Origin of the sequence: Lactobacillus leichmannii (genome assembly GCF_024701915.1) — a bacterium.
Classification (GTDB): domain Bacteria; phylum Bacillota; class Bacilli; order Lactobacillales; family Lactobacillaceae; genus Lactobacillus; species Lactobacillus delbrueckii.
Genome location: NZ_QOCY01000026.1, coordinates 1 through 14,969 on the forward strand (window position 1 = coordinate 1; position 14,969 = coordinate 14,969).

Annotated in this window: 13 protein-coding genes and 1 pseudogene; 11 read left to right on the forward strand and 3 right to left on the reverse strand. The window is 48.8% G+C overall.

The window, feature by feature from the left end:
- The 5 genes and pseudogenes from DS743_RS02745 to DS743_RS02765 form a co-directional block, all read left to right on the forward strand.
- A pseudogene (locus tag DS743_RS02745) lies at window positions 1–2,631 on the forward strand (SLAP domain-containing protein); the annotation flags it as partial.
- Window positions 2,632–2,933: 302 nt separating this feature from the next.
- A complete protein-coding gene (locus DS743_RS02750; protein WP_035184537.1) occupies window positions 2,934–3,170 on the forward strand; it encodes a hypothetical protein in 237 nt (78 codons plus the stop codon).
- Between the two features lie 366 nt (window positions 3,171–3,536).
- Window positions 3,537–4,865, forward strand: a complete 1,329-nt coding sequence (iscB, locus tag DS743_RS02755; protein ID WP_035184536.1) for an RNA-guided endonuclease IscB — start codon at window positions 3,537–3,539, stop codon at window positions 4,863–4,865.
- Between the two features lie 55 nt (window positions 4,866–4,920).
- Window positions 4,921–5,742, forward strand: a complete 822-nt coding sequence (locus DS743_RS02760; protein ID WP_231128296.1) for an aminotransferase class I/II-fold pyridoxal phosphate-dependent enzyme — start codon at window positions 4,921–4,923, stop codon at window positions 5,740–5,742.
- Between the two features lie 31 nt (window positions 5,743–5,773).
- Entirely contained in the window at window positions 5,774–6,685 is a 912-nt protein-coding gene (locus DS743_RS02765) for a M48 family metalloprotease (protein WP_035184535.1), read from the forward strand.
- A gap of 61 nt (window positions 6,686–6,746) precedes the next feature.
- Here DS743_RS02765 and DS743_RS02770 read toward each other — a convergent pair whose 3' ends face one another.
- Together DS743_RS02770 and DS743_RS02775 are read right to left on the reverse strand one after the other, a co-directional pair.
- Window positions 6,747–7,166: a Rossmann-fold NAD(P)-binding domain-containing protein gene (locus DS743_RS02770; RefSeq protein ID WP_035184534.1), complete on the reverse strand. Its 420-nt coding sequence runs from the start codon at window positions 7,164–7,166 to the stop codon at window positions 6,747–6,749.
- Window positions 7,167–7,248: 82 nt separating this feature from the next.
- Window positions 7,249–7,707, reverse strand: a complete 459-nt coding sequence (locus tag DS743_RS02775) for an Rrf2 family transcriptional regulator (protein WP_003614363.1) — start codon at window positions 7,705–7,707, stop codon at window positions 7,249–7,251.
- Window positions 7,708–8,037: 330 nt separating this feature from the next.
- Here DS743_RS02775 and DS743_RS02780 point away from each other — a divergent pair, with 330 nt between their 5' ends.
- The 4 genes from DS743_RS02780 (at window position 8,038) to DS743_RS02795 (ending at window position 13,087) form a co-directional block, all read left to right on the forward strand.
- Window positions 8,038–8,961, forward strand: coding sequence for an ATP-binding cassette domain-containing protein (locus tag DS743_RS02780; RefSeq protein ID WP_035184523.1), 924 nt, complete (start codon window positions 8,038–8,040; stop codon window positions 8,959–8,961).
- Between the two features lie 3 nt (window positions 8,962–8,964).
- On the forward strand, window positions 8,965–10,485 hold the full coding sequence (locus tag DS743_RS02785; RefSeq protein ID WP_035184517.1) for an ABC transporter permease/substrate-binding protein: 1,521 nt from the start codon (window positions 8,965–8,967) through the stop codon (window positions 10,483–10,485).
- A 100-nt stretch (window positions 10,486–10,585) separates the two neighbouring features.
- Window positions 10,586–12,016 carry an NADP-dependent glyceraldehyde-3-phosphate dehydrogenase gene (locus tag DS743_RS02790; RefSeq protein ID WP_035184516.1) on the forward strand — a complete coding sequence of 477 codons (1,431 nt, stop codon included), beginning with the start codon at window positions 10,586–10,588 and terminating at the stop codon, window positions 12,014–12,016.
- Window positions 12,017–12,175: 159 nt separating this feature from the next.
- Window positions 12,176–13,087 (forward strand): homoserine O-succinyltransferase, encoded by a 912-nt coding sequence (locus tag DS743_RS02795; protein WP_035184514.1) that lies wholly within the window; start codon window positions 12,176–12,178, stop codon window positions 13,085–13,087.
- 72 nt (window positions 13,088–13,159) lie between these two features.
- Here DS743_RS02795 and DS743_RS02800 read toward each other — a convergent pair whose 3' ends face one another.
- The gene (locus tag DS743_RS02800) at window positions 13,160–13,912 is read right to left on the reverse strand and encodes a PrsW family intramembrane metalloprotease (RefSeq protein WP_035184512.1); all 753 of its coding nucleotides are present in this window, start codon (window positions 13,910–13,912) and stop codon (window positions 13,160–13,162) included.
- A gap of 78 nt (window positions 13,913–13,990) precedes the next feature.
- Between DS743_RS02800 and pcp the strand changes: the two genes are divergently transcribed.
- Together pcp and DS743_RS02810 are read left to right on the forward strand one after the other, a co-directional pair.
- Window positions 13,991–14,602, forward strand: a complete 612-nt coding sequence (gene pcp / locus DS743_RS02805) for a pyroglutamyl-peptidase I (protein WP_016396578.1) — start codon at window positions 13,991–13,993, stop codon at window positions 14,600–14,602.
- 147 nt (window positions 14,603–14,749) lie between these two features.
- On the forward strand, window positions 14,750–14,947 hold the full coding sequence (locus DS743_RS02810) for a hypothetical protein (RefSeq protein WP_002880372.1): 198 nt from the start codon (window positions 14,750–14,752) through the stop codon (window positions 14,945–14,947).
- Window positions 14,948–14,969: the final 22 nt, after the last annotated feature.

Genomic DNA, 14,969 nt, shown 5'->3' on the forward strand with positions numbered 1-14,969 from the left:
ATGTTGGCTATGCTGCAACTTTCTCCAGTCAAAATAACGATGCTGATAACAAGCTTCTTCTCTTTAACTTAGCTGACGGTCAAAAGATCACTAGTCAAAGCCCGGCTTACGATCAAGAGAAAGAAACTTACACTGTAACTGGTACTTACAAGAAGAATGCCAAGCTTAAGTTTAATGATGTCGAGGCAGAAAGCGATGAAGATGGCTACTTTGAAGTTAAGCTGCCAGTCAAGGATGGACAAAACCAGCTTTTGATCAAGGATGGGGGACCAAACCCTTGAAGCAGTCAACTTCACTGTTAAGGCTGAAGGACCGAAAGTCAGCGTTGACGAAGAAAGCTCAGGCCGCATTTTGGCTAAGGATGATTCCTATACTTTATCCGGGACGGTATCTGGTCTTGGCGAAAGCGGCAAACTGGAACTGACAAACTTGTCTGACAAGAGTAAGACTAAGTTAACGGTTGACCAGGACGGCAAGTTCTCACAAAAGGTTGACTTGAACTACGGTGACAATCCTTTTGAACTGACGGTAACTGATGCGGATGGCAATGTTACAAAGAAGGACGTAACGATTTTCACCGCTAGAAGTTACACTTACACCAAGGATATGCTGACTTTTGACAATATCGCCAGCAATCTGACGGTTATTGGCAAGACGACGCCGGGTTACGATGAGAAGGACCACAGCTTCACAGTAACGGGTAAACTCGCGTACCCAGTAGCCCGCTTCCAGTTAAACGGGGATGACGTTAAGTACGACCCAGATACATTGAAGTTCAGCTACACGATCAAAGACTTAAAGAACGGCAACCATTCATTGACTGCTCTGGTGCAAGATCCACGGCTTAATGACGGCAAGCCAGTCGTCGAATGGGGCTACAAGCTCTGGGTTGACTTAGCAGCGCCAAGCCTGCAATTGGAAGGGATGTCCTTAGGTGAGGATGGCCAGTTGGCTGTCTACACCAACAAGGATGTTTACGATCTTAAGGCAACGATCAATGACAACTTGAGCGGATACAGCCTGCAAGTTGGCAGCGATACAGCCTACCAAGGCAAGACTTACGAGGTGTTTAACGAAGACTTCTTTAAGAATAGGGATGCAGTCAAGGTCAGCTACCCGATCAAGGCTGAGAAAGACGGATCCCGGAAGGTCAAGGTCACTTTGACTGATGAAAGTGACAACAAGACTGAACAAGACTTTACCCTGTACAACCACCAGGCAGATCTTGAGGCACCGGAGGTTTCCGCTTCAGAAAGCAAGAAGACCAACCAAGCTGTTCAGCTGAAAGTTGAAAATCTGTCCGATGTACAAAAGTCTGCTGGCAAGTTTAAGGCGGCTGATCTCTACTACTCAGTTGACGGCAAGACTTGGACCAAGCTGGACAAGGATACTGTACAGGTAGCCGAAAACGGAAAGGTTGAGTTCAAGTACCAAGACGTTTACGGCAATGAGTCAAAGGTTACGACTTATGAAGTCAAGAATATCGTCAAGGAAGTCGCTGCCCAGCCGGAATTGAAGCTGACTCCGGATGGAGAAGGCAAGGTCAAGGCTGAGCTTGCTTTTGACAAGAAGGATGTTGACCAGGACTTCAACCACATCAAGTACAGCCTTGATGGTGGCAAGACCTGGACTGACTACAAGGATGCCTTTACGCTGACTCACAACGGAACTGTGGAATTCAAGAGCTATGACGACGCTGGCAATGAGAGCCAAGTCTACACCAGCGTGGTCAAGGTAGAACGGAAGCTGCCCGCTCCAGATTTGACTGGCACGGTTGAAGCTGATAAGAGTGTTGAGGTTAAGGCTGGCAACGTTGAACAGGCTGAAAAGGATGCTGACGGAAAAGTAACTTTGCTTTACTCAACTGATGGCAAGGATTGGTCAAAGGTTGACGGCGAAGTTAAGCTGACTGACAGCGACCGGGCTATGTTCAAGTACCGCGACGGAGACGACAACGAATCTGCTGTTGTCGTTTACGAAGTCAAGAAGGTTGTTGAAGAAAAGACCGCCGAGTCTAAGCCGGAAAACAAAGACGATAGCAAGTCAGACAGTAACACTGACACTAAGAGCGACTCCAAGTCAGACAACAAGAGCAACACTAAGAGTGATGTCAAATCGGACGGCAATGGCGAAGCTAAGTCCGATAACAAGTCATCTGCCAAGGATGATAAGAAGACTGACGGCAAGACGACTTCAAAGAGTAGCGCGAAGAAGACTAATGCTAAGAAGAACAAGAAGGCTTCTAAGAAGACAGTTAAGAAGACTAAGACTTACAAGAAGGTCAAGTTGACTAAGCTGACAAAAGTCTACAATAAGAAGGGCAAGGTAGTTGGCAAGCTTAAGAAGACTAGCGTCAAGCTATTAAGCAAGAAGCAAAAGCTTCATGGCAAGTACTACTACCGGATCGGCAAGAACAAGTATGTTCTGGCAAGCAGCCTGCCGAAAAAGACTAAGAAGGTTAAGCAAGTTCGCGTGCGGAAGAATGCCAAGGTCTATAACAAGAAAGGGAAGGTAGTTGGCCATCTGAAAAAGAAGCAGAAGGTTAAGCTCTTAAGCAAGAAACAGAAGCTTCATGGCAAGTACTACTACCGAATTGGCAAGAACAGATATGTTAAGGCAAATGTGCTGTAATTAGAGGGAGACAGGTTCCGAAAGGAACCTGTTTTTCTCGTTATAAGCAAGGAGAGAGAACGGGTTGTTAGCTTGATGATATAATTATTTTGAAATCTGGAGATAAGGCGAGGAGCCTACTATGTTGCACGTAAAAGTTTTAAGTTCATTCTACATACCTCAACTGGATGAGACTTTGCTTTCTTTACAAGGGCCAGAGAACTTAAGTATTTATGACGGTAAATTTTCCAAAATGTGAAGATGCTTACCTTGTAGATAAAATAGATAGCGAAAAAAGATAATTGATTATTGAGGTAACAAAAATGGCAGAAAAGCAATATGACTTTACACATGTGCCAAAGCGGCAGGGCAATTCCATCAAGTGGGGCGGCTTAAAGGAAAAAGAGCTACCGATGTGGATTGCTGAGATGGACTTTAGGATCGCGCCGGAAATTATGGTCAGCATGGAAGAAAAGCTCAAAGTAGCTGCCTTTGGCTATGAAAGCGTGCCAGCTGAATACTACAAAGCTGTAGCTGACTGGGAAGGAAGTCAATGGTAACCCCTTACTGAAGTAAGGGGCTTGAGACGAAAGTTTCAATCCCTACGTCTTCAATAGGGAGGCTGGAGAAATTCAGCTTTCATTGTCTAGACTAAGCTATTCAGTCGCTTCGGCTGACTGGATAGAGGAACTACGTTATCCATGTCATCACACCCACGGATGATGCCTAAGTCTTTGGCTATGTGGCAGCTCTGTAAACAGTCATGAGGTTAACATGGCAGTCAACTGCATCGTCGTGGCTCTTCGGAGTCATGACAAGCATGGATAACATTGTCGATGGGCAACAACGTGAATCCGGATTGGGTCTCCTGATTCGGACAAGCGGCAGGAATCACTGTTTCCTGCATTAAGGAAAAGGAGAACAACATGAAGCATGAAAATGCCAATCGGGTATTTCTGCTCAATAAGGACGGCAAGCCGCTTATGCCGTGCCGCCCAAGAAAGGCCAGACAGCTGCTGAAAAGCGGCAAGGCCTTTGTAGTCAAGAAATATCCGTTCACCATCCAGCTGAAATATGGCTCGTATGGCTATAAGCAGAAGGTAAGCCTTGGCGTAGACACTGGGCAGAGACATATTGGCTTTGCCGTAGTCAGTCAAGACAAGGTATTGCACCAAAGCGAGGTAGAGCTTCGCCAGGACGTGCACACGAATCTGTACACCCGCAAGATCTACCGCAGAGGCAGAAGAAACCGCAAGACCCGCTATCGTCAGGCACGCTTTTTAAACAGAGTGCACGGCAAGCGAGACGGCTTGTGGCTTCCGCCATCAGTAAAAAGCAAGGTAAGCCATAACATTGCTTGGATCAAGCGCTATCTGGCTGTATTGCCAAATCCCGATCTCCATATCGAAGTAGGCAAGTTTGACATGGCCAAGATGGTCAATCCAGACATTTCGGGCAAGCAGTATCAAGAAGGCAGTCTAAAGGACTGGAAGAACTATGAGTACTACGTGCTGGCACGTGACGAGTACACCTGTCAGCTTTGCCATAAGCATGGCGAAGGCGTAAAGCTTGTCGTTCACCACATCGTCTACCGCTCACAAGGCGGGACAGACCGGGTGGACAATCTGATAACGCTTTGCACGAATTGTCATACTACGAAGAACCACCAGCCAGGCGGCAAGCTCTACAAGTGGATGAAGGCGAAGAAGAAAGTGACGAAGCAGCTGAAGGGAGCAACGTTCATGAACATTTTGCGCAAGCGGATCATGACGACTTTCCCAGAAGCAAGCTTCCAGTACGGGTCACAAACCTACGTAGATCGTAAGAACCTTCTTTTGCCAAAAGGTCACTTCATGGATACAATCGCAATCAGCGGGATCAAGTCGGTTGGTCAGATGCCGGAGACGGTGACGATGATCAGCCAATTCCGCAAGAAGAAGCGGTCGCTTCACGAAGCAACTGCAAGAAAAGGCAGAAAGCAGCCGAATACGTCATCCAAGCGCAACGAGAAGAACACGAAATATGCCCGTGGCTTGTGGCTGAATGACTACGTTCGTGTGATAGGAAACAATGCCAAAGGCTATGTAAAAGGCTTTAAGTCCAATGGATATTCTGTTTATCTGACAGATGGCTTAGGCAATTACGTACTGAACGATGGCAGAAATTACGTCAACTCAAAGCAGTGCCAGTTGATTACGCATAATAGCAGCTGGCAAAAGGCAGAGCAAATGCTTTTGCTTTACGAATTTAAGTAAAAAGAGGCCCGCAAACCCTATCCCTCCACCCATTAAAAAAGGTGGAATCTTGGGCTTGCCAGCCATTGAATTAATCATTGAGCACCGCGCCCGGCCTAAAGAAGACTGGTGCGTATTTGCCTCAGGCGTCGTGCCAGCGATTTCTGCCATGGTCCGGCAGTTCACCAGCCCTGGCGACCAGATTTTGGTCCAGGAACCGGTCTACAACATGTTCTACTCTGTGATTGAAGGCAATGGCCGCCGGGTAATTTCCAGAGACTTGATCTATGAAAATAGCAAGTACTCGGTCAACTGGGCTGATTTGGAAGAAAAATTGGCGACTCCGTCTGTCCGGATGATGGTCTTCTGCAACCCTCACAACCCAATCGGTTACACCTGGAGCGAGGAAGAAGTCAAGCGGATCGCGGAACTTTGCGCCAAGCACAAGGTCCTCTTGATCTCTGACGAAATTCACGGGGACCTGGTTTTGACGGATGAAGACATTACCCCTGCATTTACGGTAGATTGGGATGCCAAAAACTGGGTAGTTTCTTTGATCTCACCAAGCAAGACCTTCAACTTGGCGGCGTGGCACGCGGCTTGCGCGATTATCCCTAACCCGGATTTGCGCGCCCGGGCTGAGGAGAGCTTTTTCCTGGCCGGTATCGGGGAACCAAACTTGTTGGCTATCCCGGCAGCTATTGCCGCTTATGAAGAAGGCCATAACTGGCTCCGTGAACTCAAGCAAGTGTTGCGGGACAACTTTGCTTATGCCCGGGAATTTTTGGCAAAAGAAGTGCCGGAAGTGAAGGTGCTTGACTCAAATCTAGCAAGCGATATAACTAAATCACTCTGTAATTATCTATTGCGCCAAAGCTATCCAATTAGTATCCTTTAATTAGCTTTATGAAAAGAATTGAGGATGGAATATGCTTTATCAGCAAATCGAGCAAAACAAGCGCAATACCTGGATCGTGCTGGGTGGCTTTACGGCCTTGCTTTTAGCTATTGCTGGCATGTTGTCAGTTTATTTGACCTTCTGGGCCGGCATGATCTTTTTAGCCGCGGGAATCATTTACATGGTCTATATCTACTTTTATTCGACCAGACACTTGATGCGGATCACCCATGCGGTGGAAATCAACCAAGAGAACGTCCCTCAACTTTACGAAATGGTGGAGGAGATGAGCCTGGCCGCTGGCATCCCCATGCCGAAAGTCTACGCCATTCCAAGCAATATCCCCAACGCCTTCGCGACCGGCCGCGACCCGGAGCATGCCAGCCTGGCGGTTACTTCCGGCCTTGTAAAAATCATGAACCATGATGAACTCTTAGGCGTGATCGGCCACGAGATATCTCACATCCGTAACTATGACTTGCGGGTAACGACGATTACCTCAGCTCTATCCAGTTTTATCTACCTGGCTGCCGTTTACCTGCTGGCTCTTGGCTGGACCTTGTTTAAGATGGATGGCGGGGTTGTCACCAAGTGCATTTGCTGGTTCTTTGGCTCGATTGCCTTAGCAGTTGGCGCTGGCCTGTTCATCGTGGCTTTGCCAATCGCCAAATTGCTCAACTTGTCTATGTCCCGGCAGCGGGAATACCTGGCGGACATTGGTTCAGTCGACCTGACCAGAAATCCGAAGTGCATTGTCGGTGCATTGAAAAAGCTGGAAGCTATTGAGCAGCAATATCAGCAGCAAAAGGAGAACCCCATGGTTTCAGCTTTAGCTTTTAACAACTTCCAAGTCAAGCACTGGTGGACCAACTTGATCTCTGACCACCCGACTTTAGACCGGCGGATCGACCGCTTGGAACATACGGCAGATTTGCCTAAATAAACAAAAGGATGTAACCCAGTAGAGCTGCATCCTTTTTCTTTGCTGTTAAAGCTGATTCATCTTACTTCTTATAGTTTTCTGCCAAAAAGTCCTTCATATTCTGTGGGGTATGGCCCGTGATCCGGGTGAAGTCATCAGTAACTCCGTCCATCAAGCCCATGGCTGCCGCCTTGTACATGGAGGCCAGTTCATCCCCGTCGCCTTCAGCCCGGTAGATATTCGCGAATTCTTCTAGGCTGACCGGCTGGTAGCCGATCTTTTCTCCGGTAACTTCAGTCATGATCCGGCTTAATTCAACCATGTTATAGTTCTTTTCCTGGGTCAAAAGGTAAATCTGCTCCTTGTCTCTGAGGTAAGGCCGGACAGCGACATTGGCAATAGCTTCCGCACTGTCTTTTCTTGAGATAAAACTCATCGCCTGATCGCCAACCGGGTAGATCACATTGCCTCTTGCAATCAACTCCGGCAGGTATGGGACCAAGGGGTCAGCCTTTTCTACCTAAGTGGCCGGTTGCGCCAGTAATCGTGTATTTCATTTTGACTTCCTTACAATTTTTCTCCGCTTATTCTTCTTTACTATTTTCTGCCTGCTTTTTCGCGGCTTCTTTAACCAAAATCGTGTCAATCACGTCCTGCAGGCTGATCTTACCTAAAACCGCCTCCGCCGCGATCTCCGCGTGGGAAAAGTAGTCGGTCAAGGTTGGCTGGATGTTGCCGCCGACAATGCAGTCCGGATTTGTTTCGTGGTCGATTGCAAAAAGGGGACTTTTACCTTCAGTTGCCAGATAGATTTCCAGCAGGCTGATGTCTTTTGGCTCCCTTAATAGCTCTGGATCCGGTGACCCATGGGTCGTCTTGATAAAGCCGGCATCCCTTAAATTCGACATTAACCGTCTCACCACAACTGGCGAAGTATTTAAAGAACTGGCGATGATGTTGCTGGACAGAGTGGTCTTTCCTTTGTAGATCACGAGAAAGGTCAAAAGGTGGATGCTGTCACTAAAGCGGGTTGATACTTTCATTTGTTTTTCTCTCCCAAATAATTAGGCAAATCATGTAACTTATCTAATTACCAGTATAGTAACTGAAATTGCTAAAAGCAAGTTCTTTGTCAGCAAGAGCAGAATGAAGCTTATACCCGTATGGAAGATACCGACTAAGCAATAGTACTGCTTTTACACTTTTCTTATAACTAGCTGGCCCAAGATAGAAGGATGAGAAACTATTATAGATTCCTGGCCAAGAAAAAGAGGAAAGCTGTAGCTTTTACCTTTACAAGGGCTAAGAAAGAGTTTATGCTAAGTCGAGAAAGCATTTAAGTTACATGAATGCCCTGCGAGATGGAGGGGAAAATGATCGAATACCGCGATGTCGGGATGACCTATGGAGACAATGTCATCTTGAAGCAGATAAATCTTACAATCAATGACGGGGAGCTTTTTGTCTTAGTCGGCCCCAGCGGGAGCGGGAAGACGACTTTGCTCAGAATGATCAACCGTTTAACAGAACCGACTCATGGCGATGTCTACTTAGACGGCAAAAGAGTCAAAGACCACGACCTGCGCCAGCTCCGCCTGCATATGGGCTATGTCCTGCAGACTAGCAGACTTTTTCCTAACTTAACGGTTGGCGACAATATCACTATCCAGCTGGAAGAAGCCGGAGTCAAAAAGGTTGAACGAAAGAAGCGGGCCTTAGCATTACTGGCCCAGGTTGGCCTGGAAGGGGACAAGTATATCTCCCGGCTGCCCAAAGAACTTTCAGGCGGCCAGCAGCAGCGGGTCGCTATCGCCCGGGCCATGGCCAGCCAGCCCAAATTGATCTTGATGGACGAATCCTTCAGTGCCTTAGACCCGGTCCTGCGCCGCCAGCAGCAAGAGCTCCTACTTGACCTGCACCGGCAAAGCAAGACCACGGTTGTCTTCGTGACCCACGACATGCAGGAAGCCTTGCGTTTAGGGGACCGGATCGGGGTTATCCAGGATGGCTGCCTGCTGCAAGTCGGCAACCCGGAAGAAATCGTGCAAAAGCCCGCCAACTACTTTGTGGCTGACTTCTTCAAGAGCGCCCGGCCACGGCTGGGCACTATGCTTGAGCTTTTGGCTAGTCCATACGTAAATAGAATTATAGAAGAGAATCTGCCGGAAGTTGAGAAAGTCGAAGAAGTCACGGGATTAGCTGAAAAAGCTGGCTTTTTGCAATTTGCCTACCAGGGAGCAGGTTACCAAATCAAGTCCAGCGACCTGTTGCACTACTTTGGAAAATGTGGGGACTAAGAGATGAGTGAATTGATCAATACTATATCGTCGCACCAAGGGCAGATCTGGCAGGCTTTAGGTGAGCACTTGCTCTTATCCATGGAAGCCCTCTTGCTTTCTTGCTTGATCGCCATTCCTTTAGGGATGCTCCTGGCCCACAGCAAAAGAGCCGGGGAAGTGGTCTTCCAGATCACCAGTATCATCCAGACCATCCCCAGTCTGGCCCTGCTCGGTCTCTTGATTCCTTTTGTCGGAATCGGGACGACTCCGGCCTTGATTGCCTTGACTGCGTATGGGATCATGCCAATCTACCAGAATACCTACTCGGCTTTAAGAAATATCGATCCTAACTTGGAAGAAGCGGCCGATGCCTTTGGCTTAAGCCGCTGGAAAAAATTATCCCGCCTGGAATTCCCCATTGCCCTGCCCATAATCCTTTCCGGCGTCAGCATTTCCTTAGTCATGATTATTGGGACAGCCACGCTGGCTGCCATGATTGGGGCCGGCGGGCTTGGGACCTACATCATGATCGGGATCCAGCAAAACAACAACACCTATATCTTGATCGGGGCTGGTCTGTCAGCTGTCTTGACTTTGGCCATGTCTGGCCTGCTCAAGTTCATGGCCTCATCAAAAAAGCACTTCCGTGTCACAGCCGCCGTCCTGGCAATTTTTGCCATTGGCTTAGGAGTTAGCCAGGCTCCGAAACATTTTACCCCGAAGCAAGAGGAAGTCGTCATCGCTGGCAAGCTGGGGAGTGAACCAGACATTTTGATCAACATGTACAAGGACTTGATTGAAAGGGACGATCCTCATGTCAAGGTGACCCTTAAGAACAACTTTGGCGGGACCAGCTTCCTGTTCAATGCCTTAAAGACAGGCAAAATCGACATCTATCCGGAATTTACCGGGACGGTTCTGCAAGGTCTGGCTAAAAAGAAGGTGGCAACTCCGCATGACCCGGCTAAAACTTACCAGCTGGCTAAAAAGCTGATGGCTGAGGAGGACCAGCTGACTTACCTGCCGCCAATGAACTATCAGAACGGCTACGACTTGGCGGTTACGAAGGCTTTTGCCAAGAAACATAATATTAAGAGCTTAAGCGACTTGGCGAAAGTGGACGCTTCCTTAACCGCTGCTTTTGACCCGGACTTTGCCAACCAGCAGGATGGCTACCTGGGATTAAAGAAGGAATATGGCCTGAACTTCAAGGTTAAAACTATGGAACCTGCTCTGCGCTATAAGGCAATTGCCAGCGGCAAGGTCGCAGTCGTTGACGGCTATACGACCGATCCCCAGATCAAGCAGTATGACTTAGTCGCCTTAAAGGATGACAAGAGCTTTTTCCCGCCATACCAAGGGGCGCCTTTGCTGAAAAATTCTTTTGCCCAAAAGCATCCCGGCGTCGTCAAAAGCCTGAACAAGCTTGCTGGCAAGATTACTGAAGCTGAAATGCAGGAAATGAACTACAAGGTGACCGTCAAGCACGAGAGCGCCAGCAAGGTGGCCCGCCAGTACCTGAAGCAGCATGGTCTGCTCTAATTAGAAAATTGGTAGGTACTTTTTCTGCAAAAAGGCTTGAAAATAGTTAGAAAAGCATTAAAATGTAGATGTGATTACATCCATGAAAGGAGTTGCTCTCTTGACAGAACACTATTTAAACTATGTCAATGGCGAATGGCGGGACTCCGCTGACGCGATTGAAATTTTCGAACCAGCAACTGGCAAGTCCCTGGGTACTGTACCTGCCATGTCCCACGAAGACGTGGACTACGTAATGGACAGCGCCAAAAAGGCCCTTCCAGCCTGGCGGGCCCTCTCATACGTTGAACGGGCCGCATACTTGCAAAAGGCTGCGGACATCCTTTACCGGGATGCTGAAAAGATCGGTTCTACCTTGTCCAAGGAAATCGCCAAGGGCCTCAAGTCCTCTATCGGCGAAGTAACCCGGACGGCGGAAATCGTTGAATACACGGCCAAGGTCGGCGTAACTTTGGACGGGGAAGTCATGGAAGGCGGCAACTTTGAAGCGGCAAGCAAGAACAAGCTGGCTGTTGTCCGCCGGGAACCAGTCGGCCTGGTTTTGGCAATTTCACCCTTCAACTACCCGGTTAACCTGGCCGGCTCAAAGATCGCGCCTGCTTTGATGGGCGGGAACGTGGTGGCCTTCAAGCCGCCGACACAAGGGGCAATCTCCGGTCTGCTTTTGGCCAAAGCCTTCGCCGAAGCTGGCCTGCCAGCCGGCGTCTTTAACACCATTACCGGCCGGGGCCGGGTTATCGGCGACTACATCGTTGAACACCCGGCAGTCAACTTCATCAACTTCACCGGTTCCAGTGCTGTCGGCAAGAACATCGGCAAACTTGCCGGGATGCGGCCAATTATGCTGGAACTTGGCGGCAAGGACGCGGCCATCGTCTTGGAAGACGCTGACTTGGACTTGACGGCCAAGAACATCGTTGCCGGCGCCTTTGGCTACTCCGGCCAGCGTTGTACCGCCGTTAAGCGGGTTCTGGTCATGGACAGCGTGGCTGACGAATTGGTTGAAAAGGTGACTGCTTTGGTCAAGGATTTGACGGTCGGGATGCCAGAAGAGGATGCCGACATCACTCCTTTGATCGACACTAAGTCTGCCGACTACGTACAAGGCTTAATTGAAGAAGCCGCAGAAAAGGGCGCTAAGCCTTTGTTTGACTTCAAGCGCGAAGGCAACCTGATCTACCCAATGGTCATGGACCAAGTGACGACTGACATGCGCCTGGCCTGGGAAGAACCATTTGGGCCAGTATTGCCATTCATCCGCGTCAAGTCAGCTGACGAAGCTGTCAAGATTGCCAATGAATCAGAATACGGCCTGCAAAGCTCCGTCTTCTCACGGAACTTTGAAAAAGCCTTTGCCATTGCAGGAAAATTGGAAGTGGGCACGGTCCACATCAACAACAAGACCCAAAGAGGTCCGGACAACTTCCCATTCCTGGGCGTAAAGAGCTCAGGGGCAGGCGTACAGGGGGTCAAGTACTCCATTCAAGCCATGACCCGGGTCAAGTCCGTTGTCTTCAACATTGAAGGCTAATTTTAAAACAGTAAATTTGACAAGATGTCTGCTTGAGAAAGTCCGCTTTGGCGGACTTTTTTCGTTTTGTAAAAGTTTAAAAAAGTATAATTATTTTGTTAGCATTTTTTCAGAAAGAATGGTAAATTAAACAAAAGAATTCAGACAGGAGAGTGCACTATGCCAATTACTTTAGATAAACAGTTAGCCGCCATTGATGTGTTAAGGCAGGAGAATATTTTTGTCATGGACTCGCAAAGAGCCCGGACCCAGAACATCCGGCCTTTAAAGATTCTGGTGGTGAACCTGATGCCTAAGAAGGCCAACACGGAAGTGCAATTGCTCCGCCACCTGGCCAACACGCCCTTGCAGCTGGAAGTGGAATTCCTCTACATGGCCAGTCATAAGTCTAAAAATACTTCCAACGAATACCTGGAAAACTACTACCGGACCTTTGCCGACATCAAGGACAAGCGCTATGATGGGATGATTATTACTGGCGCCCCGGTTGAACAGCTGCCTTTCCAGGAGGTCGACTACTGGAGCGAGCTCTGCCAGCTGATGGAATGGTCCAAGACCCATGTCTACTCCAGCCTCCACCTTTGCTGGGGAGCGCAAGCCGGGCTTTACTATCACTTTGGGATCGACAAGCAGCCTCTGGAAAAGAAGCTGTCCGGCATTTATGAGCAGGAAGTAGTGGGGACCAGCCCCCTTCTTCGCGGCTTTGACGATTCCTACCGCTGTCCGCACTCCCGCTATACCACGATTTACCCAGACCAATTAAAGAAGTGCAGTTTGCAGATTTTGGCGGAGGGGCCGGAAGTCGGGGTTGCAATCGCGGCTAGTGACGACTTGCGGCAGATCTACAGCTTTGGCCATTTGGAATACTCCAGAGACACCTTGTCTGAGGAATACCATAGAGACCTTAATGCCGGTATCAATCCGCTTTTGCCGGTTAACTACTTCCCGGATGACGATCCGGAGAAAAAGCCCCGCCTGACCTGGAGTCTGGCCGCCTCAACCTTCTTCAGCAACTGGATCAACTACGCCGTTTACCAGGAAACGCCATACGACCTGGCAGAACTGGACTAAAAAGAATTTGAACAAAAAGAAATCTGCCCCTACCAGGGAGGCAGGGACAGATTTTTTACTTGTGAATAAAGTCTAGAAGCGGTAATTCCGCCGGTCGATTTGGAAGTACTTGTCGTTTTTGGACATCCTGTTCACCAGATGGAAGGAGATGAAGAAAAGGACGGCGATGAAGGCCAAGAAGATCCACTGCCCTTCAGCGGAATTAAGGGAAGCCACGTAGTCGTAGCTGCCGTGCAGGGCGGCTGGCACGACGATAGCCAAAACGCGGAAGAACTTGGACCGGATGTTTTTGCCCAGGTAGGCGTAGCCGCGGGACAAGCCATAGAAGATCCCCATGAAGACGCCGAAGCAGGCGTGGCCGGGAACGGCCGTTACAGCCCGGACTAAGGCGGTAGAGAAGCCGTAGATCATGACGTAGGAGATATTTTCCCAGAGGGCAAAGCCCAGGGCCACGAAGACAGCGTAGACAACCCCGTCATACTGGCAGTTAAATTCCCGGCTGAACCAGGACCGGCGCTTTAAGAAGAAGTACTTGGCTCCTTCTTCAGCGTAGGCAACGATCACGAAGTACATGATGACGTTGTAGATTGGATCTTTTTGCGAGACATAAGAAGTTAAAACGCCATTGGCGATCCATTCAATGATGCCGGCAACCACCGCTGACCAGATCCCCCCGGTCACCATTTTCCACAAAAGGTAGGGGCTTTCCGGCTCCAGCCGGTCAGATTGGTAAACCTTGATCATTAGGAAGATGGCGGGGATAACCGCGGCCAGGATAAGGAGCCAGTTGTAGATTAAAACTGGTTCTAGGAAGAAGAAAAACATGTTGGACCCACTTTCTATTCTTTGGATATGAATCTAGTTTACTCGCAATCGGGGCTTTTTTTCAAGAAAGGAACAATAATGACCAAAATATTAGTGACAGGTTTTAACCCCTTCAACCATGAAAAAATCAATCCAGCCATTGAAGCAGTGAAATTGCTGCCAGACGAAATCGCTGGCTGTGAGATTATCAAGCTGCAGCTACCGACCAGCTACCAGAAAAGTGAGAAAAAGCTGCAAGCAGCTGTTGAAAGAGAAGAGCCAGACTTTGTCTTAAGCGTGGGCCAGGCCGGTGGCCGGGCCTGTTTGACTCCAGAACTAGTCGCCATCAACTATGATGATTGCCCGGTCGCGGACAATGACGGGGAAAAGCGGGAAGGACAGGCGATTGATCCGGAGGGCCCAGCGGCTTACTTTACCCAGCTGCCGGTTAAGGAAATGGTCAAAGCTATTAAAGCGGCGGGCATCCCGGCTGAAGTGTCGACCACGGCCGGCTGCTTTGTCTGCAACCATGTCATGTATTACGCGCAGAGCTTGAGAAAAGAACATCCGGGGATGCAGGCTGGCTTCATTCATATCCCTTTTTTGCCAGAGCAGGTGGTCAAGCGGCCAAATCAGCCATCAATGGCTTTGGAAACAATCGTGACCGGCTTAACCGCGGCAATTGCTGCATTTTTTCCGGACGGGGACTAGGAAGAGTTAAATTTTTGGGAAAATAACGGCAAAAGTTTGGAAAATAAGGAAATCGCTGTCATCGGCATAAGATCAGCTTTCACGCTTAAAATGGTGCCATAATAATCTTAAGTAAAAAAGCGCTTTACAGAAAGAAGGCTGGTTAAAATGAGAAGCACGGAAGAAACCATGTTGATGGACACCATGATTGCCAATGGCGTCAGCAACAAGATGACCGAGCAGGCAACTGGTCTTGCGGCTCCAAAGCCGGTGCAAAAGAAAAATGCAGCTAAGCTGGAGACGCGTGACATGCTGCTGGCCAACGGGGTCGACGAAGAAATGGCCGACCTGGCGGCAGATCTGTAATTTAATTGAATAGTTTAGACCT